The organism is Rhodococcus sp. C3V, assembly GCF_029269915.1.
Classification (GTDB): domain Bacteria; phylum Actinomycetota; class Actinomycetes; order Mycobacteriales; family Mycobacteriaceae; genus Rhodococcus_F; species Rhodococcus_F qingshengii.
In genome coordinates this window covers 222,038-248,733 of record NZ_JARJBE010000007.1, presented here as the reverse complement: position 1 = coordinate 248,733, position 26,696 = coordinate 222,038, and the positions used below count along the sequence as shown (strand labels likewise).

Annotated in this window: 28 protein-coding genes and 3 tRNA genes; 16 read left to right on the top strand and 15 right to left on the bottom strand. The window is 62.9% G+C overall.

Annotated features, from left to right (window positions below; all coding sequences use genetic code 11):
- Positions 1-9: 9 nt before the first annotated feature.
- The 4 genes from P3G66_RS19735 to P3G66_RS19720 all read right to left on the bottom strand — a co-directional run bounded on the left by P3G66_RS19735 (position 10) and on the right by P3G66_RS19720 (position 3,123).
- The gene (locus P3G66_RS19735) at positions 10-678 is read right to left on the bottom strand and encodes a 4-carboxy-4-hydroxy-2-oxoadipate aldolase/oxaloacetate decarboxylase (RefSeq protein ID WP_007731695.1); all 669 of its coding nucleotides are present in this window, start codon (positions 676-678) and stop codon (positions 10-12) included.
- Between the two features lie 25 nt (positions 679-703).
- Positions 704-1,912, bottom strand: coding sequence for an aspartate transaminase (locus tag P3G66_RS19730; RefSeq protein WP_007731694.1), 1,209 nt, complete (start codon positions 1,910-1,912; stop codon positions 704-706).
- A gap of 160 nt (positions 1,913-2,072) precedes the next feature.
- Positions 2,073-2,477 (bottom strand): DUF4259 domain-containing protein, encoded by a 405-nt coding sequence (locus P3G66_RS19725; protein WP_042447698.1) that lies wholly within the window; start codon positions 2,475-2,477, stop codon positions 2,073-2,075.
- Positions 2,478-2,502: 25 nt separating this feature from the next.
- Entirely contained in the window at positions 2,503-3,123 is a 621-nt protein-coding gene (locus P3G66_RS19720; protein WP_007731691.1) for a LysE family translocator, read from the bottom strand.
- A 426-nt stretch (positions 3,124-3,549) separates the two neighbouring features.
- Between P3G66_RS19720 and P3G66_RS19715 the strand changes: the two genes are divergently transcribed.
- A complete protein-coding gene (locus tag P3G66_RS19715; protein WP_276117034.1) occupies positions 3,550-4,533 on the top strand; it encodes an alpha/beta hydrolase family protein in 984 nt (327 codons plus the stop codon).
- Positions 4,534-4,541: 8 nt separating this feature from the next.
- Here P3G66_RS19715 and P3G66_RS19710 read toward each other — a convergent pair whose 3' ends face one another.
- From P3G66_RS19710 to hisC, 3 genes are all read right to left on the bottom strand, one after another.
- Positions 4,542-5,411, bottom strand: coding sequence for an MYG1 family protein (locus P3G66_RS19710; protein WP_047271521.1), 870 nt, complete (start codon positions 5,409-5,411; stop codon positions 4,542-4,544).
- Between the two features lie 37 nt (positions 5,412-5,448).
- Entirely contained in the window at positions 5,449-7,143 is a 1,695-nt protein-coding gene (locus tag P3G66_RS19705; RefSeq protein ID WP_204855065.1) for a 5'-nucleotidase C-terminal domain-containing protein, read from the bottom strand.
- A 100-nt stretch (positions 7,144-7,243) separates the two neighbouring features.
- Complete coding sequence (hisC, locus tag P3G66_RS19700; RefSeq protein WP_007731684.1) at positions 7,244-8,320, bottom strand: histidinol-phosphate transaminase; 1,077 nt, start codon at positions 8,318-8,320, stop codon at positions 7,244-7,246.
- A 61-nt stretch (positions 8,321-8,381) separates the two neighbouring features.
- Between hisC and P3G66_RS19695 the strand changes: the two genes are divergently transcribed.
- The 9 genes from P3G66_RS19695 (at position 8,382) to P3G66_RS19655 (ending at position 15,126) form a co-directional block, all read left to right on the top strand.
- Positions 8,382-9,101, top strand: coding sequence for a dienelactone hydrolase family protein (locus P3G66_RS19695; protein WP_003943860.1), 720 nt, complete (start codon positions 8,382-8,384; stop codon positions 9,099-9,101).
- Between the two features lie 96 nt (positions 9,102-9,197).
- Positions 9,198-9,289: transfer RNA gene (locus P3G66_RS19690), tRNA-Ser, on the top strand.
- A gap of 82 nt (positions 9,290-9,371) precedes the next feature.
- Positions 9,372-9,444 (top strand) — tRNA-Arg (locus P3G66_RS19685).
- Positions 9,445-9,490: 46 nt separating this feature from the next.
- Entirely contained in the window at positions 9,491-10,408 is a 918-nt protein-coding gene (locus tag P3G66_RS19680) for an AraC family transcriptional regulator (RefSeq protein WP_204855064.1), read from the top strand.
- 156 nt (positions 10,409-10,564) lie between these two features.
- Positions 10,565-11,599 (top strand): iron-siderophore ABC transporter substrate-binding protein, encoded by a 1,035-nt coding sequence (locus P3G66_RS19675; RefSeq protein ID WP_030535759.1) that lies wholly within the window; start codon positions 10,565-10,567, stop codon positions 11,597-11,599.
- Entirely contained in the window at positions 11,596-12,639 is a 1,044-nt protein-coding gene (locus P3G66_RS19670; protein ID WP_003943862.1) for an iron ABC transporter permease, read from the top strand. Before P3G66_RS19675 ends, P3G66_RS19670 begins: the two co-directional genes overlap by 4 nt.
- Positions 12,636-13,688, top strand: a complete 1,053-nt coding sequence (locus tag P3G66_RS19665; RefSeq protein ID WP_073512859.1) for an iron chelate uptake ABC transporter family permease subunit — start codon at positions 12,636-12,638, stop codon at positions 13,686-13,688. The genes P3G66_RS19670 and P3G66_RS19665 overlap by 4 nt, the downstream gene beginning before the upstream one ends.
- On the top strand, positions 13,685-14,500 hold the full coding sequence (locus P3G66_RS19660; protein WP_276117016.1) for an ABC transporter ATP-binding protein: 816 nt from the start codon (positions 13,685-13,687) through the stop codon (positions 14,498-14,500). Before P3G66_RS19665 ends, P3G66_RS19660 begins: the two co-directional genes overlap by 4 nt.
- Positions 14,497-15,126 carry a pyridoxamine 5'-phosphate oxidase family protein gene (locus tag P3G66_RS19655; RefSeq protein WP_058227063.1) on the top strand — a complete coding sequence of 210 codons (630 nt, stop codon included), beginning with the start codon at positions 14,497-14,499 and terminating at the stop codon, positions 15,124-15,126. Before P3G66_RS19660 ends, P3G66_RS19655 begins: the two co-directional genes overlap by 4 nt.
- An 86-nt stretch (positions 15,127-15,212) precedes the next feature.
- On the opposite strand, the gene P3G66_RS19650 is transcribed toward P3G66_RS19655, so the two are convergent.
- Positions 15,213-15,767, bottom strand: coding sequence for a DUF4352 domain-containing protein (locus P3G66_RS19650; RefSeq protein WP_051720817.1), 555 nt, complete (start codon positions 15,765-15,767; stop codon positions 15,213-15,215).
- Between the two features lie 357 nt (positions 15,768-16,124).
- Between P3G66_RS19650 and P3G66_RS19645 the strand changes: the two genes are divergently transcribed.
- A complete protein-coding gene (locus tag P3G66_RS19645) occupies positions 16,125-17,303 on the top strand; it encodes a cation:proton antiporter (RefSeq protein WP_058227064.1) in 1,179 nt (392 codons plus the stop codon).
- A 1-nt stretch (position 17,304) separates the two neighbouring features.
- Here the strand turns inward: P3G66_RS19645 and P3G66_RS19640 are convergent, their stop codons facing one another.
- The 5 genes from P3G66_RS19640 to dcm form a co-directional block, all read right to left on the bottom strand.
- Positions 17,305-18,543, bottom strand: a complete 1,239-nt coding sequence (locus P3G66_RS19640; protein WP_116057429.1) for a prolyl oligopeptidase family serine peptidase — start codon at positions 18,541-18,543, stop codon at positions 17,305-17,307.
- Between the two features lie 79 nt (positions 18,544-18,622).
- Complete coding sequence (locus P3G66_RS19635; RefSeq protein ID WP_116057428.1) at positions 18,623-19,312, bottom strand: DUF998 domain-containing protein; 690 nt, start codon at positions 19,310-19,312, stop codon at positions 18,623-18,625.
- Between the two features lie 10 nt (positions 19,313-19,322).
- Positions 19,323-19,727, bottom strand: a complete 405-nt coding sequence (locus P3G66_RS19630; protein ID WP_030535751.1) for a very short patch repair endonuclease — start codon at positions 19,725-19,727, stop codon at positions 19,323-19,325.
- Positions 19,728-19,737: 10 nt separating this feature from the next.
- On the bottom strand, positions 19,738-20,598 hold the full coding sequence (locus P3G66_RS19625) for a hypothetical protein (RefSeq protein ID WP_116057427.1): 861 nt from the start codon (positions 20,596-20,598) through the stop codon (positions 19,738-19,740).
- A complete protein-coding gene (gene dcm, locus P3G66_RS19620) occupies positions 20,595-21,740 on the bottom strand; it encodes a DNA (cytosine-5-)-methyltransferase (RefSeq protein ID WP_030535749.1) in 1,146 nt (381 codons plus the stop codon). Before dcm ends, P3G66_RS19625 begins: the two co-directional genes overlap by 4 nt.
- A 238-nt stretch (positions 21,741-21,978) precedes the next feature.
- Between dcm and P3G66_RS19615 the strand changes: the two genes are divergently transcribed.
- Entirely contained in the window at positions 21,979-22,566 is a 588-nt protein-coding gene (locus P3G66_RS19615) for a putative glycolipid-binding domain-containing protein (RefSeq protein ID WP_073512852.1), read from the top strand.
- Between the two features lie 26 nt (positions 22,567-22,592).
- On the opposite strand, the gene P3G66_RS19610 is transcribed toward P3G66_RS19615, so the two are convergent.
- Positions 22,593-23,567 (bottom strand): prephenate dehydrogenase, encoded by a 975-nt coding sequence (locus P3G66_RS19610; protein WP_276117033.1) that lies wholly within the window; start codon positions 23,565-23,567, stop codon positions 22,593-22,595.
- Between the two features lie 48 nt (positions 23,568-23,615).
- Here P3G66_RS19610 and P3G66_RS19605 point away from each other — a divergent pair, with 48 nt between their 5' ends.
- The 4 genes from P3G66_RS19605 (at position 23,616) to P3G66_RS19590 (ending at position 25,094) form a co-directional block, all read left to right on the top strand.
- Positions 23,616-24,155, top strand: coding sequence for a tRNA adenosine deaminase-associated protein (locus P3G66_RS19605; protein ID WP_003943823.1), 540 nt, complete (start codon positions 23,616-23,618; stop codon positions 24,153-24,155).
- The gene (locus P3G66_RS19600) at positions 24,156-24,617 is read left to right on the top strand and encodes a nucleoside deaminase (RefSeq protein WP_003943976.1); all 462 of its coding nucleotides are present in this window, start codon (positions 24,156-24,158) and stop codon (positions 24,615-24,617) included. It begins immediately after the preceding gene.
- Positions 24,618-24,755: 138 nt separating this feature from the next.
- Complete coding sequence (locus P3G66_RS19595; protein ID WP_003943869.1) at positions 24,756-24,947, top strand: CsbD family protein; 192 nt, start codon at positions 24,756-24,758, stop codon at positions 24,945-24,947.
- A 56-nt stretch (positions 24,948-25,003) separates the two neighbouring features.
- A tRNA-Ser gene (locus tag P3G66_RS19590) sits at positions 25,004-25,094 on the top strand.
- 52 nt (positions 25,095-25,146) lie between these two features.
- On the opposite strand, the gene P3G66_RS19585 is transcribed toward P3G66_RS19590, so the two are convergent.
- The gene (locus P3G66_RS19585; RefSeq protein WP_242430844.1) at positions 25,147-26,634 is read right to left on the bottom strand and encodes a DUF1254 domain-containing protein; all 1,488 of its coding nucleotides are present in this window, start codon (positions 26,632-26,634) and stop codon (positions 25,147-25,149) included.
- Between the last annotated feature and the right edge of the window lie 62 nt (positions 26,635-26,696).

Below are 26,696 nucleotides of genomic sequence, written 5' to 3'. Positions count from 1 at the left end.
CACAGCAGGTTATTCGACCACCAGGCCCTTGGCTTCCAGCAGGGCAGTCAGATTGCTCACCTCGAGTGGGGTCTCGCCCCGCTTGTAACGCTCGATGTACCCGGCTTCGGCTTCGTCACGGGCACGCGAGAGTTCGATTGCCTCGGCAACCTCCTCGCGGCGGACCACGACAACGCCGTCGCAGTCGCCCTTGACGACGTCACCGGGATAAATGACCTGTTCTCCGAAGACCAGGGGATGGTTGATCGGGCCGAGAGATTCCTTGACGGTTCCCTCGATGTACACGTGCTTGGAGAAGACGGGGAATCCGAGTTCGCGGATCTCCCGGGTATCGCGCACTCCGCCGTCGGTGACCAGTGCGGTAATGCCGCGCGCAACACAGGCATTGGCGAGGACATCGCCGAACTGGCCGGCGGCTTGATCACCTGAAGAGACGATCAGGACGTCACCCGGCTGTGCGTAGCTGATCGCAACCTGCAGCATGAGGTTGTCACGGGGATGGCACTTGACTGTGAAGGCGGAGCCGCAGAACTTCATGTCGCGGTCGATCGGTTTGATCGCCGGATGCAGCGACCCCTTACGTCCCTGTGCCTCGTGAATCGTGGCCGCGGAGAACGTCCCCAGTTCGGCAATCAGGTCCTTGTCCGCGCGATCAATTTTCGTCTTGACGTGAATCATCTTGTACTCCAGAAAGTATGAAAGATCAGGAAAGGCGTTCGACTGCCGCGGCGATCTGTGCCGCGGCCTTTTCGAGGACGGCCTCGGAGGTGGCGAAGGAGATGCGGAAGTACGGCGATGCGCCGTAAGCCGAACCCTGAATGGTGGCAACCGACGCCTCGTCGAGGAGATAGAGGACGAGATCCTGGTCGGACTCGATCACGGTGCCATCCGGGGTCTGCTTGCCGATCAAGCCGGCACAGTTGACGAACAGGTAGAACGCACCCTGCGGCACGACGGGCTCGAGCCCGGGGACAACACTGAGGAGGTGAGCCGAGAGGTCGCGTCGTCGTCGGTAACTTCGTACGGATTCGGTGAGGAAACTCTGGTCGCCGGTAAGGGCTTCCACGGCTGCGGCCTGGCTGATCGAGGACGGGCAGGAAGAACTCTGACCCTGCAGTTTGTTGACGGCGCCGATCAATCCGGAATTTCCGAGTCCGTATCCGAGTCGCCACCCGGTCATGGCATGAGACTTGGAGACTCCGTTGGTGACCAGTACCTGATCACGGAGGTGCGGAGCGACCTGCAGCAGACTCGGGATCGGAGCGTCGCCGAAGTTGATCTCGTCGTAGATCTCGTCGACCAACACACTGACATGGGGATTGGCCTCGATCACTTCGGCGAGTGCCTGCAGCTGCTCGCGGGTGTACACAGATCCGGTGGGGTTGCCCGGGGCATTGAGGATGACCCATTTGGTGTTCGAAGTGATTGCAGCGGATAGTGCTTCGGCTGTGAGAAGAAAGTTGTCGGACTCCTCGCACTGAACGATCACCGGAGTTCCGTCGTGAGCGAGGACCATATCCGGGTACGAAACCCAGTAAGGGGCGGGAACGATAACCTCGACGCCGGCTTCGACCGTCGCCATGAGAGCGAGGAAGATGACCTGTTTCGCGCCGCCGCCGACGGTGATCTGGTTGTCCGCGTACTGGATTCCGGTTCGCGAAGCCGCGCGTGCTGCGATTGCCTCGCGTAGAGCCGGGATGCCGTTGACTGCGGTGTACTTGGTCTGACCCGTGTTGATCGCAGTGATCGCCGCAGACTTGATGTTGTCGGGTGTGTCGAAATCGGGCTCCCCGACGGTCAGGTCGAGTATTTCACGGCCCTGGGCCTTCAGCTCGCGCACTCGTTGTGCGGCAGCCACACTCGGCGACTCCCTGATTCTGTCGACGCGCGCAGCCGGAACGAAAGTCGCCATGATGGTCTGCTCCTGGGTCCGGGGTGAGCGTGGATTCCCGTCGTCGACGAGCCACAGTTCTCACTCGGTGATCCGTTCGACCATAGGGTCCTACCAGGGCATCTGACCAAGACCGAACCGTTGTGGCCCGATAAGCAAACGTGATGGAGCGGCGACGGAATCAGACCGACAGAACGCGCAGATCCTCGAGACCGTCCACGACGGGAACGCGCCACGACGCAAGCTCTTCCGGTCCCTGCTCGTCCCACAGCTCGAACAGTTCCGAATCGGTCGATGCGATGGTGCGCTCCACCATTTCGATCAGCCAGGTGAGCCGTTCACTGGTCAGAGCCGAGGTGAAGGAGTCGAGATCGAGGTCTTGGGTGGCAGGGTCACGCTTGCGGTCGGCACGCACGATCAGTACCAATTCGAGCAAGGCGACGGCGATTTGACCGCCGTCGACCTCGAGGTAGTCGTCTTCGAATGCCCACTTCACCGATTCGAAGGTGAAATCACCGTGCCCGATGGACGCGATCAAATCCCCTGCACCGTCGTTCTCGAACGGTCCCGATCCCCACGCGCCCACTGTCTACTCTTTTCCGATTGCCGTGTCAGCGCGCTTCGAGCGCGATCTTCGCTCCGAATCCTAGAAGAACTGTTCCGGTTATGCGCTCGAGTGCCTGTCGCACTCGGGGCTTCTCGAAGGTGCTACGCGCTCGCGAGAGAAGGACCACGTAGCCACTGAGCCACACGATGGTGATGGCTGCGTGGATGAGCACCAGCAATGCAAGCGACGGTCCCGTCGGCCACCCGGCCGGAACCAACTGCGGCAACAGTCCGGTGTAGAAGACGGCGATCTTGGGGTTGAGCAGGTTGGTGGTGAAGCCCGTCTTCCATGTCCCGGCCTTCTGCGATCGTGGAGCGTCGGCATTGTGTTGCATCCGCGACGTCCGGCTCTCCCACAGTGCTCGCACACCGAGATAGATCAGGTAAGCCGCGCCGGCGAGCTTGACGACGGTGTACGCCTCCGCCGACGCGGCCAGGATCGCCGACAGCCCGAGGACGGTCAACAGACCCCACACCAGAAGGCCCGAGACGATGCCGGCCGCTACCCGGAAACCGGCAGATCTGCCCGCGCCGAGAGCAGCCTGCGTCACGACGGCCATGTCGGGCCCGGGGACCAGAGTCAGTAGGGCGAGCACAGCTGTGGCGGCGAGCAGAGCGGTCAGCATGCAACAAGTATGAAGTCGGGGTGGGGAGCATTGTCGGCCGGTGGTGTCGGGCCTGTGAACAAAGAGTGGCGCGGCGGTGTGAACTGCATGGACACGCCCGGAAACCGGCGTCTCGCGAGCCCTGTTCGACAAAGTTATGCACACTGTGGGGAAACGAATCGTTGCAGGTAGGAGGAATAACTCTGTTGTAATTCATCCTTTTGTCCACAGGTTATGCACAACTGGGAAGTGGATGTGAATGAAGTTATCCACACCTGTGTGTGCATCGGTGGAGAACTGTCCAACTCCATTGGATACCCGCGAGTAATAAATCCCAACCAGTGGGTTGACCCCGGGACGTTCGTCCTGTCCAATCGAGGGTCAGCGGTAGTCGTGCGATGCTCAGGGGGCGCTTGACGGATGCGGAGATTTGGGTTTGTCGGGATTGTGTTGGTCGTGCTCGCGCTTGTCGTGGGCGGAGTGGCGTATGCCGAACCGGCACCTGAAAACCCACCAGGAGATTCGGCCGGTCAGGCCGGGGCTCACATCAATCGCATAGAGCAGTTGTCGCCCACACGCAGTGCCGTGTTCGTCGAGTCGCCGGCCATGCGACGCGAGGTACAAGTGCAGGTTCTGCATCCAGCGTCGAGCGCCGGTTCACGTCCGTCCTTCTACCTACTCGACGGAGTCAGTGCCGGTTCGGAATCCGGATACTCCGAGAGCACCTGGACCCAGAAGACCGACATCGAAACGTTTTTCGCTGACAAGAACGTCAACGTCGTTCTCCCCGTGGGCGGCACCGGCAGTTTCTACACCAACTGGAAGAACGACGATCCGAACCTCGGTGTGAACAAGTGGGAATCGTTTCTCGCAGAAGAACTTCCGACGTTGATCGATTCTGCGTTTTCCGGAAATAGGACGAACGTGGTCGGCGGGGTGTCCATGGGTGCGCTCGGCGCGGCCAACCTCATCACACATCACCCGAAGCTCTACACCGGATTGGCCTCGTACAGTGGCTGTCTCGACAACTCCGAATCGTCCTCGCAGGACTCCGTACGGCTCACCGTGGCCAGCAAGGCGGGCGACGCCACCAACATGTGGGGCCCGGCGTCGGACCCCGACTGGCAAAAGCACGACCCGTCCACCAACGCGGAAACGCTGCGTGGGAAGACGATCTACGTGTCCTCCGGTACAGGTGCGCCCGGAGAATACGACAACGTCTTCACCCCGAGTGGACTGCAGACTGCCATCGAAGGCGGACCGCTCGAGGCGCTCGCTAATACGTGCACACAACTGTTCGAAGCGAGGTTGGGGGAGTTGTCGATTCCCGCAGTGTTCGCGTATCGGAGCGACGGCACCCATTCGTGGCCGTACTGGCAAGACGCGCTTCACGATTCCTGGCCGACGGTGAAGACGGCGCTGGGAATGTGAGCTGAGAACTACTCGGCCAGTGCCAGTTCGAGCAATTGGAGGGCGCCGTCACGGGTCTGCGCAGCCGCGATGAACCCGGCCTTGTGGCAGAAGACCGAACTGTCGACGCCCGTCTGGGCGGCAAGATCCGAGCCGTTCAGGCCGCGCCACGGCTCCGGCAACAGCTTTCGTGAACCGAACTTGGAGTCAGCAGGCTTGACCGTCTGAATCGACCAGCCGCCGTTGGTGTTCGGGAAGATGGTGAACAGCAGCTCTGGCTGGGCCGACGCGGCGCGGCCGTGGGGAACGAAGCGTTCCAGCACGACGAAGCGCGGATCCGTTGCTTTTTCGTAGGTCTCGGTGAACTCGCGCTCGGCCGCCGCGTCGCCGGCATACTTGGCGCGCAGGCGAATCAAGACCTGGGTTGCGAGAACGACGGCCAGCTCGAACTGGGTGTCGAACTCCTCGTCGGTGGACGAGATCGGATTGAAAAGGTCCAGCACGGACGACAGATCAAAAGGCTTGGTGCCGTAGTCGTTGAGGGTGTAGATCTCTTGGCCGTTGTCGACGGCGTCGATGCCCTCGACCAGTCGGCTGTCGATACGGCGGAACACGGAGGCGTCGCCTTCACAGAACTGCAGGCCGTATTCCTGCCAGAGCAGACCGAAGGCGGAGTACAGGATGCCGTTGCTGCGCTCGCCGGCATCACGCTGGTGATGGTCGAAGCGCCCCTCGGCCGGGTTGTAGCGACCGCCGACGTCGAGCACGATGTCCGCGCTGCCCAGGACGGACTCGTCACGGCTGCGAACGACGGTGGCGTCGGGGTACAGCTGCTTGAGCAGCGATACGCCGAAGACGTCGTCTGCATGGAACTTGCCGTTATGGGTCGCGATGATCACCCGTCGAGACTAGGCAATCGAGCGGGGGGATGCCTATTCAGCCGACGGTGCGGATGCGATCGGTGGCAGGCGGCGAGACCGGGGACCCGGCTGCGAACAGGGCAGTCAAGGCGTCGAGGTCGTTGCCCGCGCCGGTCATCTGGGTGGAGTTCTTCAGTGCGGTGAAACCGTCCCCGCCCTCGGCGAGGAACTTGTTCACCACGACGCTGTAGACGCCGTCGGGGGCGATGTCCTGCCCGTTCAAGCGCATTTCCGAGATTCGCGAGCCCGGCGCTGCTCGCCGGTCCATGGCGTAGGTGAAGCCCGCGGACGGGGAGAGGATGCGCTCGGTAGCGGTGCCGTCGAGGTCGATCTGGAATTGCTGTTCGAGAGCGTCCTTCAACACCGCTCCTGTGACGGAGAGCACCTCGAGGCTGTTACCGAAGGGTTGAACACCGTAGGCCTGGCGGTAGGTGACCTGGCCGGAAGTGCCGAAGTCCAAGTCCTCGCGCATGCCGCCGGGGTTCGTCAACGCTAGTTGGGCGCCTCGTGTCGATCCGGCGGCGAGTTGAGCGTCGGCGACCAGGTTGCCGAGTGTCGATTCGCCGCTGGGGACGCGGTCGCGTGTCAGATCGGCGGTAATGGTCCCCACCGGCCGCTGAGCGCTGTCCGACGCCTCCGACCAGGCCCGGTCGGCGAGAGCCTGAATATCGGGATCCGGCGAAATATCGTGTGTCACTATCTGATTGAACGCGGACGTCTGATCGCGAACGACCTCGCGGGTGTTGCGATCGATGGTGACGTCTGCGACGGACACGATCCGGCCGTGCGAAGCGCCCTGCATCACGACTCTGGGATTGCCTGCGGGATCAGGGAATTCGCAGTTGTACTGCTGGTGGCTGTCGGCGGTGAAGATGACGTCCACCTTCGGTGACGCACGAAGGGCGATGTCGCGGGCCGGCCCGGACTCGACGTTGCAGTCGTTGGGCCCACCTTCGACGGCCGGTTCGTCCCCACGGTGCAGGAGGACGGTGATGGCTTTGACGCCGAAGAAGTCGAGGACGTCGGCGGTGCGGTTGATCGCTTCGACTTCGTCGCCGAACTGCAGATCGGCGATCCCACCCGGTGTCACGATCTGCGACGTGTTGGCGGGGGAAATCGCGATGACTCCGAGCGGAATGCCGTCGACCATGTTCACGGTGAAGGGCAGCGTGGCCGGGGTGCCGTTGGTGTACGTCATGTTCGCGGCCATCAGTGGGAAGTTGGCGCCGTCGAAGGACGGACTGAACGTGCACGCATCGACGGCGGAGCAACCGCCGGACTGCATGCGTCGGAACTCGGCGAGTCCCTTGTCCAGTTCGTGGTTGCCGATCGCGGAGGCGTCGATCTTCATCCGGTTCAGGAGTTCGACCGTCGGTTCGTCGTTGAACATCGCCGACTCGAGCGCCGACGATCCCCAGTTGTCACCGACCGAATACAGCAGCGAGTTGGTGGCTTGGCTGCGAAGTTGCGTCACGTAGGCCGCGAGATACGCCGCGCCACCTGCGGGAGTGAGCGAGCCGTCGGCCTGCCTGATCTCGCTGCGAACACCTTCCGGCGGGCGGAGACTGCCGTGCAGATCGTTGAACGCCAACAGACGTACCGACACCGTGTCCTGGGACTCTGCGTTGGCGACGCCACTCAGGGAGGTCGCGGTGGTGGCGAGAAGGGTCGTTGCGAGCACGGCACACGTTCGTGTCATGCGTCGCGTCATGCGTCGTGCTCCCTCGCTCGGACCGGCTTCGAACCTCCCTGAGTGTGCCCGTCTGCCGAAACGAATTCCAGTCCCCGGCGTAACAGTTATGTATCGAGTGTCACGCGGTGACGCCGATGCCCGCGGCCTGCTTCGCGACGTCGGTGTTCGCGAAAGCGAGGAATGCGTCGTTCTCGTGTGGATCGCCGATGGTCATCCGGACGCCCTCGACGCCGTACTGGCGGATCAGAATGCCCGCTTCGGTACTCGCCTCGGCAAAAGCGGGAGAGAGCTCTCCGAGGGGGAGATAGACGAAGTTCGCCGACGACTCGGGGACGGTGTACCCGGCTTCGATCAGAGCGGTTCGAACTCGCGTCCGCTCGGCGATGACACCTTCGGTGCGGGCAAGCAGTTCGTCTGCTGCAGCCAGGGAAGCGATTGCTGCGGCCTGCGCGACAGCGCTCACGGTGAACGGGGTGTGCACCTTGCCGAGGGCCACGATGATCTCCGGATCCGCGACCGCGTAACCCACGCGGATTCCCGCGAGGCCGTACGCCTTCGAGAAGGTGCGCAGAACAACCACGTTGGGGCGACTGCGGAACAGCTCGATGCCGTCGGCGTCCGAGCGTGAGTACTCGAAGTACGCCTCGTCGAGTGCGACGACGACGTGCGCCGGCACAGCGTCGAGGAAGCTCTCGAGCTCTGCCTTCGACAGTGCATTGCCGGTCGGGTTGTTGGGGTTGCACACGAAGATCAACCGCGTGCGGTCGGTGATCGCGGCCAGCATCGCATCGAGGTCGTGGCCGAAGTCCTCGGTGAGCGGAACCTTGACCGAGACGGCGTGGCCGACCTGAGTGACCACGGGGTAGGCCTCGAACGAACGCCACGCGTAGATGACCTCGTCACCCTGATCGCACGTGATCTGCACGAGTTCCTGGCACAGCGTCACGGAGCCGCAACCAGCGGCGACGTTGGCCGGCTCGACTTTCAAGAAGCTGGCCAGCGCCTCGATGAGTGCAACCGCGGCATTGTCCGGGTAGCGGTTGGCATTGGCGACCGCGTCGGCGACGGCGTCACGCACACCGGGCAACGGCCCTACTGTCGTTTCGTTGCTCGCCAGCTTGATCGCACCCGGAAAATTGCGTCCGGGAACGTAGGCGGGGATGGAGGCGAGGTCAGGGCGAATGTGTGCGGTCACGAGTCGATTATGCGCGCACTGATTTGGTGCGTAGCGGCCGTCTGCGTGTCAGAGTTAGAAGATGTCGGAAATCTTCCGAGCCACCGCGTATCTGCGCGGAGCCGAAGGGGAGGTCGCCACGGCTGTTCCGCTGACCGTGGTGGAGCCGGACGGCCCGACGCGGGGCGGGATCGTCGTCCTGCATGAAGCCCGGAAGTTCAGCCCGGCTCTGCTGAATCTGATGTGCGCGCTTGCCGGCGAAGGGTGGGTGAGCGTCGCACCTCACCTGTTTCACCGCGAACCCGAACACATGCAGGGTGAGGTGTTCGGTGACAACCTCTTCGCCGACTTCGACGCGACCCTCGATTGGCTCGTCGGACGCGAAGTTCTCGCAGACACCATCGGGGTGCTCGGATTCGACGACGCCGGTACCGCCGCGATGCTCGTGGCCACCAGCCGTCCGGTCGGCGCCGCGGTGAGCGTCGCCGCCCGGGGAATCGTCGAAGCCTTGTCGGTGGATGCTCAGGCGCTTGTCGACGCGGCCACTTCCCTGCAGGCGCCGTGGCTGGCGCTGTACGGCGAGGACGATCCCAGCACGCCTCGCGAACACGTGACTCTGCTCCGGGAAGCGACCGCGAAGGCCGACGTCGCGACACTGGTGGTCAGCTACGCCGGACTGGCTCACCGGGCGGACGAGCCGCCACAGCTGTCCGAGGACGCTGACCTCGACGACCCTGATTCGGCCTCGATCATCGAAGCTCAGACCCGGATCTTCGACTGGTTCGACAGCCACCTGCGGTAAGTCCACAAAACAGCCCGCTGACCACACGTTTTGCCTTTGGTGGCGAAGGGTGTGTAATCTTTCGATCCGGCGGTCCGAAAGGATCGGAACCCCCAGGGAGGCGTGCCAGAGCGGCCGAATGGGACTCACTGCTAATGAGTTGTCCCTTTTACGAGGGACCGGAGGTTCAAATCCTCTCGCCTCCGCCAAGCCGGTGATTTTGACCGGCGGGTTAGAAATGATAGAAATTACGACGGTAAGACACGCAAGACCAGCAAGACAACAGAACATGCGCCCGTAGCTCAACGGATAGAGCACTTGACTACGGATCAAGAGGTTAGGGGTTCGAATCCCTTCGGGCGCACAAGAAAGAAGGTCACAGACTTCAGGTCTGTGACCTTCTTTTTGTTGTGGTGCATACGCAATTCTTGAATGTGTGTGAGGTCACCTCGGCGATTTCGGGCGGTGATCCTCGCGATCGTGGGAACCGACAACCGATCCCCGCGACCTATGCTTTCTGCGGAGCAGCCACGCGAACCGAGGAGAACCCGTTGGAGACCGTCGACAGTCGGACGCTCCCGGTCTACTCGGCGGGGGCGGTCGAGGTGCCCTTTGTCATTGCGGGCATGGACGAACTTGTCTCCCGCGAGACCCGGTGGGATGCGCACTCGCACCCGACTCACGAATTGTTGTGGAACGAGCGGGGAGCGTCGAGCGCCACGGTGGGATCGCGCACGTGGACCATTACGCCGACCGTCGGTCTGTGGATGCCCGCCGGCGTCCTGCACTCGGCGATCGCGCCGGCTGGCACCTGGTATCGGGCCGCTCAGCTCGACATCGCGTCAGTTCCTTCTCTGTCCGACGTGCCGGTGGCGATCGAGGTCACTCCGCTGCTGCGGAACCTCCTCGAGCGACTGGCAGACGATTCACTCGGAGCTCCTTCGCGCTCGCTCACGGAGCAGATGGTGATCGACGTGCTGGCACCGTCGCCGAACGAGTTGCTGGTGCTGGTGCCGGACTCGCCACTTCTGCAACCCATCGTCGATGCGATCGGTGACGATCCGAGTGACATGCGAACGCTGTCCGACTGGGCAAGGCTCCTCGGTGTCAGCCCGCGAACCATCACCCGGGTATTTCGGTCGGAGACCGGGATGAGTTTCGGGCAGTGGGTCTCGGCTGTGCGCGCCCAACGAGCGGTGACCCTTCTTGCCCACGGCTTGGATCTACAAGAGGTTGCCGAGCGTGTGGGCTACCACTCGACCAGCGCATTCGGGGCGGCATTCCGACGCACTACAGGCGCTACGCCAGGGATGTTTCGGGCTAGCTAATCGGTCATCTCGCTCTGACTCGATCGCTACACGGGGTGTCCCAAACACGCGATTGCGCCACATTGCCCTCCCGTATACGGTTTAGGCAAACCTCACCTAAGTGCCTGATTGAGCCGGGTTGAGGGCCGTACCCCTTCTCGAGAGAGTTCTGTTTTCATGCGTTCAAAACGCTTCTTGGCGGTGGCCGCAGCAGCGGTCGCAGTCGCCCTCGGCATGACAGCTTGCAGTTCCGACTCCTCGGAGACCGCCGACGGCGGCAGCGCCGGAAGCGGATCCAGCTCCTTCCCTGTCACGATCGAGCACGCTTTCGGAACTACGACGATCGACGCCAAGCCGGAGCGAGTTGCCACTGTTGCCTGGGCCAATCACGAAGTGCCCCTTGCTCTCGGCGTGGTTCCCGTCGGAATGGCAGCGGCGACTTTCGGTGACGACAACGGCAACGGAATGCTGCCGTGGGTCGAGGAAAAGCTCGACGACCTCGGCGCGAAGCCGCCGGTGCTCTTCGACGAGACCGACGGCATCGACTTCGAAGCCGTCTCCGATACGAACCCTGACGTCATTCTTGCCGCATACTCCGGATTGACGCAGGAGGACTACGACACTCTCAGTGAGATCGCTCCGGTTGTGGCGTATCCCGAGGGGCCGTGGGCGACGTCGTGGCGTGACGTCATCAAGTTCAACAGCATGGGCCTCGGCATGGAATCCGAAGGGCAGGAACTGATCTCCACCATCGAGAAGGAGATCGCCGACGAGGTTGCCGCGCATCCGCAGCTTGCAGGCAAGGCAACCATGTTCCTGACGCACGTCGACACCGCTGATCTGAGCCAGGTCAGCTTCTACACGGCGAACGACACGCGCGCCGCGTTCTTCGAGGACCTCGGACTTTCGACGCCGAAGAGCGTTGCCGACGCCTCGACGGGTGGTGAGTTCTCGAAGAAGGTCAGTGCGGAGCGTGTGGACGTCTTCGACGACGTCGAACTGATCGTCACCTACGGTGACCAGGCACTTGTCGACGCACTCAAGGCTGACCCATTGCTCTCGCAGATGCCTGCCGTCGCCAATAACGCGATCGTGTTCCTCAATGGAACCGGGCCGATGGGAACGGCGGCCAACCCGACTCCACTCGCAATTTCGTGGGTACTCGGCGACTACGTCGATCTGCTCGCCGGGGCCGCTGGAAAGTCGGAGTGACTGTAACCTCGCAGGATTCGACGTCGGGCGCTCGCGATACGCGGCGCCCGACGTTCGGCAATTCGCTGTGGCTGATCGCCCTTCTCGTTGTCCTCGCGGTGCTCATGTGCGCCTCGATCGTCATCGGCTCTCGTGACGTCGACTGGTCCGATATCTTTGCCGCACTGAGTGGTTCAACGGACAACATCGGTCAGGGCGCGATTGCCAAGCGCATTCCGCGGACGGTGCTCGCGATAATCGTGGGAGCTGCGCTCGGTCTTGCCGGCGCAGTGATGCAGGGGATCACCCGAAACCCTTTGGCGGATCCCGGAATCCTGGGCGTCAACATGGGCGCTTCGCTCGCCGTGGTGATCGGAATGGCGTGGTTCGGACTGTGGACCCAGACCAGCATGATCTGGGTGGCCGTACTCGGTGCAGCCGGGGCGGCGTTGTTCGTCTACGTGGTCGGGTCACTCGGGCGAGGTGGAGCCACGCCACTCAAGTTGGCTCTTGCCGGGGCCGCAACATCGGCTGCGTTTGCTTCGTTCATCACTGCGATCATGCTGCCGCGAAACGATATTGCGGGCAACATTCGTTCGTGGCAGATCGGCGGCGTCGGTGGCGCGAGTTTCGAGGTGATCCGGCAGGGTCTGCCTTTCCTCATTGTCGGCTTCGTGATCTGTCTGCTGTCAGCGCGCAGTCTCAACTCTCTTGCGCTCGGTGACGAGGTTGCATCAGGTCTCGGCGAACGCGTCGCGGTGGTTCGTGCAGTGGCAGCGCTCGGTGCAGTGTTGCTCTGCGGTGCAGCCACTGCCATTGCCGGACCGATCGGCTTCGTCGGTTTGGTTGTCCCGCATCTGTGCCGGTTGCTGATCGGGATTGACAACCGTTGGCTACTACCGTTTTCTGCGCTGACAGGTGCCGGCCTTCTCGTCGCCGCCGACATTCTCGGACGAATTGTCGCCCGGCCGAGCGAAATCGACGTCGGCATCATCACCGCGCTCATCGGAGCGCCCTTCTTCATTTACATAGTCCGCCGTCAGAAAATACGTGAGCTGTGACCACTACATTCGTTACTCCCGAAGTCGAGGTCGACGCAGTCGGAGCAAGCCGTATCCGACGAGGTAGACGCCGCCGCATCGTGATTGCCGTGCTGACGGTCCTCGCCGTCGCATCCTTCGCGGTCACTCTGATGGTGGGAAAAACCTTCTACCCGCCGTCAGATGTGCTTCGGGTCGTGCTGGGGGAGAACGTGCCTGGTGCCTCGTTCACCGTCGGCCGCCTCCGGTTGCCTCGCGCTGTCCTCGCTGTGGTCGCCGGAATCTGTTTCGGCTTGGGCGGCATCACGTTCCAGACGATGCTGCGCAACCCGCTCGCGAGCCCCGACATCATCGGAATCAGCTCCGGCGCAAGCGCTGCAGCGGCTTTCGCGATCATCTCGCTTTCACTCGGCGGTTCACAGGTATCGGTTTTTGCTATCGCTGTCGGTCTGGGCGTCGCAATCTTGATCTACGTTCTGTCTTTCCGGGACGGTGTAGCGGGCACTCGGCTGATCCTGATCGGTATCGGCATCGCCGCGATGCTCGACAGCGTCACCGCCTACCTTCTCAGTACCGCCGCCGCGTGGGATCTGCAGGAGACGATGCGTTGGCTCGCCGGCAGTCTCAACGGTGCCAACTGGGGTTCGACGGTTCCCGTACTCCTGGCGCTGGTCGTGCTCGGGCCGGTGCTGCTGAGCCAATCGCGCAACCTTTCGACCATCCAGCTCGGTGACGACGCAGCACAAGCGCTCGGCGTCAGAGTGGAACGAACGCGCATTCTGACGATCATTGCGGCCGTCGGACTCATCGCCTTTGCCACTGCCGCTGCGGGGCCCATCGCCTTCGTCGCATTTCTGTCCGGCCCCATTGCCGCCCGCATCGTCGGTCCGGGAACATCACTTTTGATTCCGTCGGCGCTGGTCGGAGCGCTACTGGTGCTCGTTGCCGATTTCTGCGGACAGTACGCCTTCGGCACCCGTTACCCCGTTGGCGTGGTGACCGGCGCGCTGGGAGCGCCGTATCTCGTCTACCTCATCATTCGCTCCAACCGAACGGGAGGTTCGCTGTGACCGAATTCCATACTCTGACTGTCGAAAACCTCGAACTCGGTTACGGAGGACGGACCGTCGTCGAATCGCTCGACCTCGCGGTGCCGCCGGGAAAGATCACGACCATCGTGGGCGCCAACGCGTGCGGCAAATCGACACTGCTGCGGTCGATGTCGCGGCTACTCAGTCCCCGAAGCGGTCATGTTCTGTTGGACGGCAAGGATGTTCATCGCCTGCCTGCGAAGAAGCTCGCTCGCACGCTCGGTCTGCTGCCGCAGTCACCGATCGCACCGGAAGGGATAGTTGTCGCCGATCTCGTCGGCCTTGGTCGTCATCCACATCAGCGGGTGCTGTCGAGGTGGAGCCGCGAGGATGACGCAGCTGTCGCCGAGGCGCTTGCGGCCACGGACACAACCGAATTGGCCGAACGATCGGTGGACGAGCTTTCCGGTGGTCAGCGCCAACGTGTGTGGATTGCGATGGCGCTCGCCCAACAAACCGATCTGCTTCTACTCGACGAGCCGACCACCTTCTTGGACGTGAGCCACCAGGTTGAGGTCTTGGACCTGCTCACCGACCTGAACCGGACCCGGGGTACAACGATTGTCATGGTTCTGCACGATCTCAATCTCGCCGCCCGCTACGCCGACTACCTCGTCGCCATGGCCGATCGCCGGGTCTACGCGGCGGGTGATCCTGCCGAGGTGCTCACGAGCGACAACGTCCGCACCGTGTTCGGTCTCGAGAGCCGAATCATCCCGGACCCCATGTCGGGTAAGCCGTTGGTGTTGCCGCTCGGGCGCCACCACGTGCTCGACGACGTGTCGACGTGACGGCGTCGAACGCCCCGGGCGGGCGGATCGAATCCGTGGAACAACTCAATGCGATTCTCGGACAGCCCCATCCGACGATCATGGAGAAGCAGACCGCTCACACGACTCCGTTGATCCGTGAATTCATCGAGCAGGCACGGTTTTTTGTGCTCGCGACATCCGATGCGGCCGGAAATTGCGATTGCTCGCCGCGTGGAGACCTGGTCAGTCAGGTTCTGTTTCCCGACGAGAAGACGCTCGTGCTCCCGGATCGTCCGGGCAACCGGCGCGCTGACTCGTACCGGAACATGATCGAGAATCCTCACGTGGGGATCCTCTTTCTCGCGCCCGGGCACGACGAGATCGTGCGCGTCAACGGCACGGCGACTCTGTCCACCGATCCTGATCTGTTGGATTCGATGGCGATGAACGGCAAGCCTGCACAGCTTGCGGTGATCGTGCAGATCGACGAGGCGTATCTGCATTGCGCGAGAGCAATTCTGCGGGCGAAGCTGTGGGATCTGTCGACGTGGCCGGCATCCGATGACGTACCGAGTCTGCGCGACATGATGGCCGAGCAACACAGCCTGCGCGTCGAGGACCTCGAACCCGCCAGACAAGAGGCGTACCGCAAGTACCTGTACTGACCTCAGTCCGTTGGCCTTTCGCAGGAGAACGGTCTCCACCAGCTGATCGTCAACTGGTGGAGACCGTCGTTCTTACTGTTCCGGGTTTACTGAAGCGAAATTGTGGCGCCACCGGAGAACATCGAGTCGTGTACCTCGATCTCCTTGGGGGTGGCACTGGTCGGGATGTCGAAGACAATGGTGGTCTTCCGTGTGATGCCGGGGTTTATGTCGCCGCCGATCGCGGTTTCGGCGTCGATATTGATCGCTGCCATCGTGTTGTTGGTGAATTCGCGACCTTCGGTGTCGATCAAGGTCTGATTGGATCCGAAGTAAGCCTGGGGCTTGTCGGAAGTGTTCGTGATCTCGACGTGAACGAGTACGAACTGACCCTCAGCTTGCTCTTGCAAGTAGGGATTGTCGCCGATCGTCGTGAGGCCGGTCTCGATACCCGTCACGACGAAACCGAACTTTCCGTCTCGCACTTCCTCGCCGATTCCGGGATTCGAAGACTTCGTTTCCTTGGGAGCTTCGGCCGGGGCAACTGCGGCCACGGAGGCACCGTTGGCCGCGGCTTGCGTGGTTGTGGGGGCCGCGGCGGATTCTTCCTTGTCTTTGTCCCCGCCGCCAGTGGCGATCGCGACAATCACGAAGAACGCCACGATGCCTCCGATGACCCATGGCCACTTCTTCTTTTTCGCCGGTGAAGGCGGCGGTTGCTGAAATCCACCGGCCGGCTGAGCGTACTGGCCCGGGAACGGCGCGCCAGACTGATCTGGATAAGGCTGTCCATAAGGTTGCTGAGCCGGTGGTTGCTGTCCGTAGGGCTGCTGGGGTTGCTGCCCGTACGGCTGCTGAGGCGGCTGGCCATATGGCTGGTTAGGGTCCTGCGGGGGTTGTGTCATGGCCGTTCCTTCACGTGGGATTGCTCACGCATTACTAGGTGAGCATTCGATACTTCTACCAGACTGACCGGTCGCAATGTGTGCAGAGTGGTCGGTTTTGTCCGACAATGATCCGTGCCTTCAATTGCCTCCTCGCTGTTCTGGATTGCGCTGATCGCGGCCATTGCGCCGATAGTCGCGGGCCTGATCCCGCGTCGACTGGTTCCCGAAGTGGTGTTGCTACTGGTCGCGGGCGCAGTGGTCGGGCCGTTCGCCCTCAACATCGCAGCTGACAGCGAAGCGGTCGGCATCCTGCGCGAACTCGGCCTCGGCATGCTGTTCCTGCTCGCCGGCTACGAGATCGACCGACAGGAACTCAGTGGGCGCGGCGGACGTCGAGCGCTCTACACGTGGCTGTTCTGCCTCGCGCTGGCGTTCACGGTGGTCGCGCTGCTTGGCATGAGGAACGTGATCTCCGCCGAAGCCGCTGTTGCCATCGCGATGACGTCGACCGCTCTGGGCACGCTGCTGCCGATCCTCAAGGACAACAAACTCCTCGACACACGCTTGGGTAAGACCGTCCTCAACCACGGGGCCGTCGGCGAGCTCGGGCCGGTCGTCGCGATGGCGGTGCTGCTGAGTGCCCGTGGTGCCGTGCTGTCGCTGATCGTTCTTGCCGTCTTCGCCTTGATCGCTGTCATCGTTGCGGTGCTGCCCGGCAAGCTGATTCACGAAGGCTCGTGGACACATCGCCTGGTGCGGGCAGGGGCGGACACGACGGCGCAGACGACGGTCCGCCTCACCGTTCTGTTGTTGGTCAGCCTCGGAGTGCTGTCGGCTGTGTTCTCACTCGACGTCATTCTCGGTGCATTTGCCGCCGGCTTCATCCTGCGGCGATTGATGCCAGAGGGCGACGAGCGCCTCGAGATCAAGCTCGACGGGATCGCCTTCGGGTTCCTCATCCCGATTTTCTTCATCACTTCAGGCATGGCGATCGACGTCTCGGCGGTCGCCGCCAGTCCCGGCATACTGATTGCGTTTTTGATCCTGATCGTTGTAGTCCGCGGCGTGCCGGTGTTCTTCGTGACCAAGTTCGAGAAGGTCGAACCACCCTTCACCACGCGCGAAAGTGCGCAAGTCGCGTTGTACGGGGCTACCGGCCTGCCCATGATCGTGGCGGTCACGGGCGCGGCCGTCGACGCGCATCAGATGTCCTCGGACAACGCGTCGATTCTTGTCGCGGCCGGGGCGATCACGGTTCTGCTGTTGCCGATGATTGCCACTCTGTTGACGAAGAAAGAGAAAGTGTCCTGATTCAGAGATCCAACTGCTCGTCGAGCCAGTCGAACATCCGCTGATCAGTCAGACGCCTCGCCATGGGCTGGCAGTGGAAGTTCGCGCCCTCGGCAGCGGTGAAGGGAACCACCGTCGTCGGTCCGCCGGCGAGGGCGGCAAGGCGCTTGGATTGACCGGGCCAGAATTGCTCGTCTTCCGGATCGGTGATGAGCAGAGGAGTGGAGATCGAGCCGGCGACGTGTTCGAGGTGGTACTTCCGAACCTCGGCGAGAGTGTTGTAGTAGCCGTCGGCGAGATACGGACGCGCTCGGAAACGCCAGATTCGGGCGCTGTCCTTCGAGAATTTCATCCCCATCGCCATGTCGCGGTCGAAGGCCTCCGACTTCCCCTCGTCGAGTAGCTTCTGCATGTTCTTGGGGATGTGGGCGAGCCACGACGCGGCCACGTCCACGACCCCCGGATCGGCGATCGCTGCCGCGATCCGATGCTCGAACGCCAACGACTGCGGCACCCAGTACCCGCCCTGACTGATCCCGTACATCGCCAGCTTCGACGCATCGACGTCCGGCCGGTCCACGAGATAGTCGACGACGGGCGTGATGACGGCTTCCCAGTCGTGACGGAACGGGATGTTGCGCTCGAAGAGCATCGACTGCTGACCGGGACCGTCGAACATCAACACGTTGTAGCCCCGCTCGAGCGCCCCGGCACCGCCGCTGCCCCACAGCCCGCTGATCGGGCCGTCGCTACCGTTCACCATGATCAAAGTCGGCCGTCGCACGTCGCCGGGCGGCCGGAAGAAGTACCCGGGAAGGTAGGTGTCCTCGTAAGGGATCCGGACGCGTTCGACGGGCTGGGCGGTGGTGTCGACGAAGCGGTCCCACGCCTGTCGGTGACGTTTGAAAGTTGGGACCAGAACCGAATCGTCGCTGAGACCGTCGACTGCGTTGATCGCCACACCGAAGTACGACGCCGCCCGCAGGTACGCGTTGGACGCGCTTCGCGAATGCCCGGCCTCGGCTGCCTCATCGGCCTGCCCGAATACCCGTGTGCCGAGGTCGAACCAGGCCTCGTACCAGCCTTCGAGGTCCTTCTCGCCGACGTGAGCGATGGCCGAGAGCACTTCGCCGGTGTCTGCCGCGCCGAAGGTGGCTTGCCCGAGAACGACTCGTAGCTCGAAGTCGAAGGATTCGTTGCGATAGAAACCAGCAGTGAACGCCTGGTGCGGATGGGCGAAGAACGACGACGCGAGAGACATGGGCACACCTTCGCTAGTTCGGGGCAGCCATTTTCAGTTGTAGTTCCAGGATCGCCCGAATCGCTTGCCGGAAAACCTGTCAGCGCGGCGACGCCGGGAGCCCGGTGGATGGCGGCCTCGACATCGCAAATGCCAGGGTGCACAACCACAACGACATTCCCAGCACCTGCGCACGTTGAGCGATACCCAGTCCGAGATTACCGCCGCCGGAGACTTCGATGCTGTTGGTCGTCAACATCCACACCGTCGCAAGGGAAGTCAGGATCAGAATGGTCAGACCCGTCGTCCGCAAAGAATGGTGCTCGCGATACCTGAACGCTCCCACGGTGAATGCGATCATCGCGGTGAAGATCGCGAAGACCGCCACGCTGCTCGTCAACGCGTGAACATGGTGGAGCTGCGGAAGTAGACCGTCGGGTGCGCTCGACGGGCAACCCTCGCCCGAGCATTCGAGGGGGAACGACGCGTCGGCGATGGTCGCGATGCCGAACACCGCCAGCGCAATCCAGCCCGTGACGTAGAGCCTTCGCCGGGGCGTGATCAGCAGACCCAGCGCTCCGGAGATCAACATCAAGATTGCGGACAGGACATCGGCGTTACCGAAGACATCGCGGTATTTCTGGTTCTCGGCATCGAGTTCGCTGAGGAACGATGTCACCGGGTCGAGGCCGGTGTCCAGGAAGAATTCGAGAATCCACGACGAGTAGACGATTCCGCCCAGAGCCAGCGCAGCCACCAAACCCCACCGCGCAACGTTGCGTTCCTTCACGGAATCGAGCTTACGGACCGAGCAGGGCTTTCTGGACGCGTTCGGCCGCTACCAGCGGATCTTCGTGCTCCCAGATGCGGATGACGGTCCAACCCTGCTCTGCCAGACGTGCATCGGTGTCGCGGTCTCGAACCACGTTGGCGGCCAACTTGTCCGTCCACCACTGCGCGTTGTTCTTGGGAAACGTCGCATGCTGCGGGCAGCTGTGCCAGAAGCATCCGTCCACGAACACCGCGACTTTGCGGCGTGGAAATACCAGATCGGCCCGTCGGCGAACACCTTTGATCGGCGCCCGATCCACGAAGTACCGGAGTCCGCGCCGATGAAGCTCGCGTCGAAGTGCGATTTCGGGTTTGGTGTCGCGCCGACGCTGAGCGCTCATCCGAGCGCTGGTGGCAGGATCCGTCGCAGGCACCGTGGTTCTCTCAGCCGTCGGAATCGTCGCTGTCTTCGGGATCGGACCAGGTAGGCGCAAACCTGTTGCGACGCTCCACTTCACCGTGCACGACGGTCACGAAGTCGGTGAACGAGAGAGTCTGGCTCTCGGTGGGGCGGCCGTTGCGCGGCGGTGGTTCGTCGACGTCGAAGAACCGGACTGCACCATCGGGTTCGTAGAGTCCGATGTAGACCTTCTCGAAGAGGTCGTAGCGCGTGTCTTCGGCGCCGAGATCCACCCAGGCCTTTCCCGGAACGCCGACCACCGCGCGCTTGCCCCGACCCGAGCGCTTCGAGAGCGTCGTGACGTGGTGTGCAAAAGAGGATTTGCCGGTGTCGCTGGTCTTGGTCGGGTCGCCGTCGTCGCACGTGGCGTACGGCTCGAACATGACGGCGACCAACACGCTGTACGGCTGACGCTGATGCAGAACCATTGCCTCGCCACGCAATTCGTGGTCGTTGCGGACGATGTTCTTGGTCCACCGTCCCAGCTTGCCGCTGCGGGGACTGTAGTCCTGGAAGTTGTACGTCTTGATGGAGACGCAGAGGATCAGGCCGAGAGTGGGGTCGAGTGCCTTGACGTCCAAGCGCTTTCGGCCCTTGGCGACATCGACTGTTGCCTCCTGGCCTTCACCGGACGCCGTCGGGGTGATGTTGGGATACAGCGGACGCAGAGCGTCGGCCACCGTCTGTGCCAGTTGATTGGACAGTCGCTGGGCGTAGTTCTTCTTCTCGCCGCGATCGGCGTCGGCCGGGGGCTTGTCGCCCGCGAGTTGCAGTGCACTCCACAGTGGTTCGTGTTCCGGCTCGGAAAACAGCGTTTCAGGTTCGGGGAACAGCGAGTCCGTCATGCTGCGGCCTCGGGGTATCCGCCCATCCGCTCGAGATGGCTTTCGACGTCCTCGATGAAACCGGGGATGAACCGAAGATTACCCATGCGTGCGCGCTTGAGGAAGCCGGCGGTGGCCCGAGCCGACAGCAACCGCGTGTCTTCGAGGAAGCCGCTCAGATCCTCGTAGTCGTACTGGACCGGCCAGGTCGAGGTATGGACGCGGAAGGCCTGGCGGTTACGGCCCCAGGCCGCGCTCGGCCACGCGTCGCCGGGCTCGAGCGGCGTCTCGCCGGCCGCGTCGTATTCGATGGGATCGCTCAACCGGCCACCGACCCACGACGCCATCCGCACGCTCACGGCATTCCCGACGAGCTTCCAGCGATGGCTGTGGCGAAGGCCGGGGACCTCGACGGACGGCAGCGTCCAGTCGGGATCGAAACCCTGTAAGCGTTCGGCGTCGACGAGGCCGGGGGTGACGATCTCACCGGACGGCAACCGGACTGCCGGTTGGCTGGGGATGCCGACGGACGAGCCGCCCTTGAGCGTCGGCACGGCGTTGACGGCCCATCCGAGTCCGCGGGTGCCTTCGGTCCAGTAGAAGCCGCACGGGTAGTCCGCAGGATCGCCGCCCAGGCGCTCGCCGGCGTCCTGGCCGAACAGGATTTCGCGAGGATCGTCTGTGCGCGAGGCGAGCATGATGACCCGCTGGCGACGCTGGGGGAGTCCGAAGGCGCGGGCGTCGACCACCCGGTACGCCCAGGTGTATCCGAGGTCTTCGAGGGCGTCGGTGATGTGCCGCATGGCGGCGCCCTTGCCGAGCTGGAGCATGAACGGAACGTTCTCGATCAACAGCCAGCGCGGGCCCTTCTTACGCTTGACCAGACGGAACACCTCGTCCACCAGGCCTGAGCGTGCGCCGGTGATGCCTGCCGTTTTGCCGGCCTGAGAGAGGTCCTGGCAGGGGAAACCGGCGGCCACCAATTCGATGTCACTGGGCAGCGCGCGAAGTTTGGTGACGTCACCGTGCAACGGCACGTCGGCGAAACGCGAACGGAGAACTGCCTGCGCGCCCGGATCGATTTCACACAGCAGTTCGGTGTTCCACCCATGTTCCGAGAGCCCCAACTCGAGACCACCGATACCGGCAAACAAACCCACCATGCTCCGCGACGACGTCACAGCACCCTTCCTCACGAACCGACCTAGAAGCACGGTACTCGAGAACTCCGACACCGTTTGCCAACTATTCGGTCCGCGGCGTGCTCCTTATGGAAGAACCGTTGTGAAACGCCTTACATCGAGATCTTCGGGGCCGATCGAAGTCCCTAAAAGGTCCCTGATCGAAGCAATAACCCGAACCAGCGGTGCTCCGTGCCCGTTCGTCCATTACCGTGGTCGGGTGAGCATCCAACCTTCCGGTGACGCGTCCTGGCCCGCGGTATTGACCTGGCAGGCCCACAACGCTCCTCGTATGGAGTCTGTTCGTGTGCAGCTGAACGGAAATCGCATCAAGGCTTCCGGCCGGATCATCGGTGGAGCCTGCAGTGAGCACCCGGCATTCAGCGCGTCGTACGACCTGGTCACCGACGAGGCCGGCATCACCCGCCGGTTGTCCGTGCGGACCGCCCTGGCCGCCGGTGAGCGTCAGATGTCGATCAGCCGGGACGAAGAAGGCACCTGGATGGTCGAGAACGGCGCCAGTCACCAGCGCTCTGCGTTCGATGGCGCACTCGATGTCGACGTGATCCTCAGCCCGTTCTTCAACACGCTGCCCATCCGCCGCGTCGGCTTGCAGAACGACATCGAGGACGCCGAGGTCCCGGTCGTCTACGTCAATCTCCTCGACCTGCGCGTCGAGGGTGCGACCATCACCTACAGCTCCGGCGCCGACGGAATCAGTGTGTTGTCCCCGGTGTCCAGCTCGACGCTGTCCGTCGACACCGAAGGTTTTGTCCTCGACTACCCGGGTCTGGCAACTCGTATCTAGGTTTCGTATCTCTAGGTTGCGTAGTTCTAGGTTCCGGATCGCCGGATGACGCCGCCGCGTCGACCGGCGTCTCGCATCCGGTTGATCCAGTCGGGTTCTCCGGCCTGAACGTCTTCGATGTCCCACCGCTCGTGCGACTCGTAGGCGCCGCGCGCCGCGAACCCTGCGTCCACCAATCGTGCCGTCGAGCCGTTGTCGAGCAGATCGGTACGTGCGCCCTGCAAAAGGTCGAGCGCCTCGTCCAGCGCGACCAGCAGGGCGTCGCGGTTGCCCTCGCACATCGCCCGCACCAGGCCAGGAGCGCTCCCGGCCACGCGAGTGCCGTCGCGAAATGATCCGGCAGCCAGCCCGAGAGCCAGTTCGCCTCCGGCAGCTCCGGTGATCGCAAGCGTTTCCGCGAGCAGGTGAGGCAGATGCGAGATTCGCGCGACTGCTCGATCGTGTTCCAGAGATTGGGCCGGCACGACGACCGAGCCGCAGTCGAGTGCAAGGTCGGCGACCTGCGACCACACGTCTGCGTCGACGCCCTCGTCGGTGGCAACGACCCACACCGCGTCGACGAACAGATCGGCATCCCCGACCGCCCAACCCGAAGCTGACGTCCCCGCCATCGGATGACCGCCCACGAACTTGGCGCTCAAGCCCGCTCGTTCGACCGCGGCCTTCACTTCACCCTTGACGCTGACGACGTCCGTGATCGGATTGTCGGGCGCATGCGCGGCGATGGCCTCCAAGGTGGCGTCGACGGCAGGCATCGGCACGGCGACCACGATGATCGCGCCGCTTTCTTTCGCTCTCTGCAGCACTGAAACCAGATCGGTGTCGGCGTCGAAACCGTCGGCTCGGGCCGCGTCGGCGGACTCGCTGGAACGGTTGTAACCCCACGCCCGGCGGCCGGATCGGACGGCGGCGCGAAGTAGCGAACCGCCGATCAATCCGAGGCCGAGAACGCAGACTGGTGGGGCGGAATCGATCGCAGACACGAGTTCAGGTTGGCACATCGATGCTCGGACTTCACTCACTGGCACCAGGCGGGCTACCGTTGCGCCATGGGTGCACAGCGCGCGGGTAACAAGAGCGCCTCTTCGAACCAGTCGGAGGAGCTTGAAGGCTTCGGTGTCGCGGTGGTCCGTGAAGAGGGGCGTTGGACGGTCAAGGCACTGACGCCCGACGCGTTGACCTCGCTCTCGGCCGCCGAAACGCAGCTGCGTGAGCTGCGAAGTTCGGGTGCCGTCTTCGGTCTTCTCGACGTCGACGACGAGTTCTTCATCGTGTTGCGTCCGGCGCCGTCGGGCACGCAGTTGCTGATTTCCGACGCGACCGCCGCCATCGACTACGACATCGCAGCCGACGTCCTCGACGCCTTGCACATCGAGATCCCCGACATCGACCCGGACGACCTCGACGATGTCGAACCCTGGGAAGAGGGCGATCTGTCCGTGCTGGCCGATCTGGGCCTGCCGGAACCCGTGCTCGCCGTCATCGCGGCCGAGACCGATCTCTATCCGGACGAGCAGTTGGGGATGATCGCGCAGCGACTCGGGTTCGCATCCGAGTTCGGCGCAGCGCTCGACAAGCTCCCGCGCTAGATGACTCTCGCTGACGACCAGCGCATGATCCGTGCGGCCATCGTGGCCGCACGTTCCGCCTCCGACGCAGACGTCCCGGTCGGGGCAGTGGTGTTCGACGCAGACGGCGTCGAAGTTGCTCGGGCCTCCAATGCCAGGGAAGCGTCGTCCGATCCGACCGCGCACGCCGAAATCCTCGCGTTGCGTGCTGCCGCAAAAACCTACGGTGACGGCTGGCGCCTGGAAGGTGCGACGCTTGCCGTGACCCTCGAGCCATGCACGATGTGTGCGGGCGCTCTGGTCCTCGCCCGGGTTTCTCGGGTCGTTTTCGGGGCGTGGGAGCCGAAAACCGGAGCCGTCGGATCATTATGGGACGTAGTTCGAGATAAAAGATTGACCTATCGGCCGCAGGTGCGCGGCGGGGTCCTCGAGGACGAATGCGCTGGGCTTTTGGAAGATTTCTTCCGCGAGCAGCGGGCCTGAATTCGGTATTCCCCATCGAGAGTGGTCGCACACTCGGGTAGCCGGATCCATCAATCGAGGGCATGGTGGAGGCAGATGCCGTCAGGGCATCGGCGGATCGTCGGAAGGCGATTCGTTCGCGTTCACAGAGGAGTACTCATGGGAATCGCAGACAAGGCTCAGAACAAGGCCGAAGACCTCGGGGGCAAGGCCAAGGAAGCTGCTGGCAGCGCTACCGGTGACCGGGACCTCGAAAACGAAGGCAAGGGCGACCAGGTGAAATCGGCCGTCAAGGATGCAGGCGAGAAGGTCAAGGACGCCGCGTCCAGCATCAAGGACAAGCTCACGTAATACCGCTCCACCTGGCGATTTCAGCCACGGGCACTCCATCCGGTAAAGTCACCAACGGTGGCGTGTCCGAGCGGCCTAAGGAGCACGCCTCGAAAGCGTGTGACGGGTAACCCCCGTCCGAGGGTTCAAATCCCTCCGCCACCGCCAAAGCTCCCCACCTGTTCACGCAGGTGGGGAGCTTTTTTGTGCTTGGTGGCGCCTATAGTCCCGTTGCTCGGACGACGTCGGGGAATCGGTAGGTTTCATCGAGGACTGATTTGTCGGGGACATAGCTGCGAATGATCAGTCGAAATTCGTCGTGCGGAGCGGGTAGCCAGTTGGCACGAGCATCCGGATCGGTCGGCTCGTCGTGAGACAGGTGCAAGGTGAGCTTCCCGTCACGAAAGACGAGATCGCCCGCGTCGAGATTGACGGTGCCGAGGTTGACGCGGTTACCGGGTGCGTCGGCGAGCATAAATGCGTCCTTGTCGTACATGGTCAGAGACCAGAAGCCGCCGCGACTGCGGTCGACGGGTGGGAGTGCGTCTTCTGTGAAGGTCATGGTGTACCGCTCGCGGCCGTGGAGTAACGCTCCGTCGTGGTCGGTACCCCGGATGAGGTAGACAGCCTCGTGAAAGTCGTTGACGTAAATGTAGATGACGGCCGCGAGCGCCCGTCCGAACCAGTCGGTGCCCCACAGGCCACTGTTGCGTTGCCGTTGCCATCCGTTGCCTGCGTCGACCCCGGTTTGGACGTAGCTCGCCGATTGATGGAGGGCGACGTCGGCGCGGAGCGCGGCGCGGTCGAGCAGCGCTCGGTACGACTTGTCCGAACGATGCAGTGCGACAAGCGTCTTGGCTTGATCAGCCATCGGGGTGTCTGCTGCGCCCATGGTCGGGTTGAAATCGAGCATTGCTGCAAGATCGGTCCAGAAAGATTCCGGCTTCACCCATTGAGGTCGACTGGCGTCGGGATCGGCCGCCAACATTTCGGCGGTGACGCCCTGAGGGTAGATCGAGTTCGCGGCGTGGGCCTCGTAGCCGAAGGACCGCGGGCCGGGTCGATCCTCGCTGAACGGGTACATGCCGATCTGGTCGAGCACCGACCGCGCCTGCTGCTTGGACGCCTCGGAACGTGCTGCGAAACTGCGAGGGAAGACACCAGCCACGTTCGTCGGTGATCGAAGCACATCGAGGAAGTCTTCCGGCAACTCGCCATCCCAATCAGGTCCGACCAGAAGGAACTTTCCGCCGGGAGTGCCTGTCGCCGAACCAAGTTGGTGAGTCACATTTGTCAGCACGTCGACGATCTGGATAGTCCAGTAATGGCCGTCGGGTACCTCGGTCGGGGTCTGTATCACTGCGGTTTCGTCGGTGAGATCGGCGAATCCTGCGCCGTAGATCGTGTCGTTGTTGGGTGAGACGACCCACCGCTGCGCCGGGCTCATGTAGTCGGTGAGGGCACCTGTGTAATTTTTGGCGGCGCCTGGCAGAAGGCCGAGTTGGAGTCCGGTCTTGCCATCCATGATCTCCCACATGTTTGTACGGCCGAAGGTGTCCACAGCTGGATAGCCCCAGTAATAGACGATCCGGGCGAGGGCTTCCACGTAACTCTCAGCGGCGAGCGTTGCTGGAACTCCGGCCGATCTCGCCAGTTGAGCGTGTGCCGGCGTGAAACCTTGTGCGATTGAGTCGGTCGGGGAGTCCATGAAGTCATGGTGCCGGTGACCGTCCGCTGCATCATCACCCTTGCGGGGTGAACCGGTGAGGA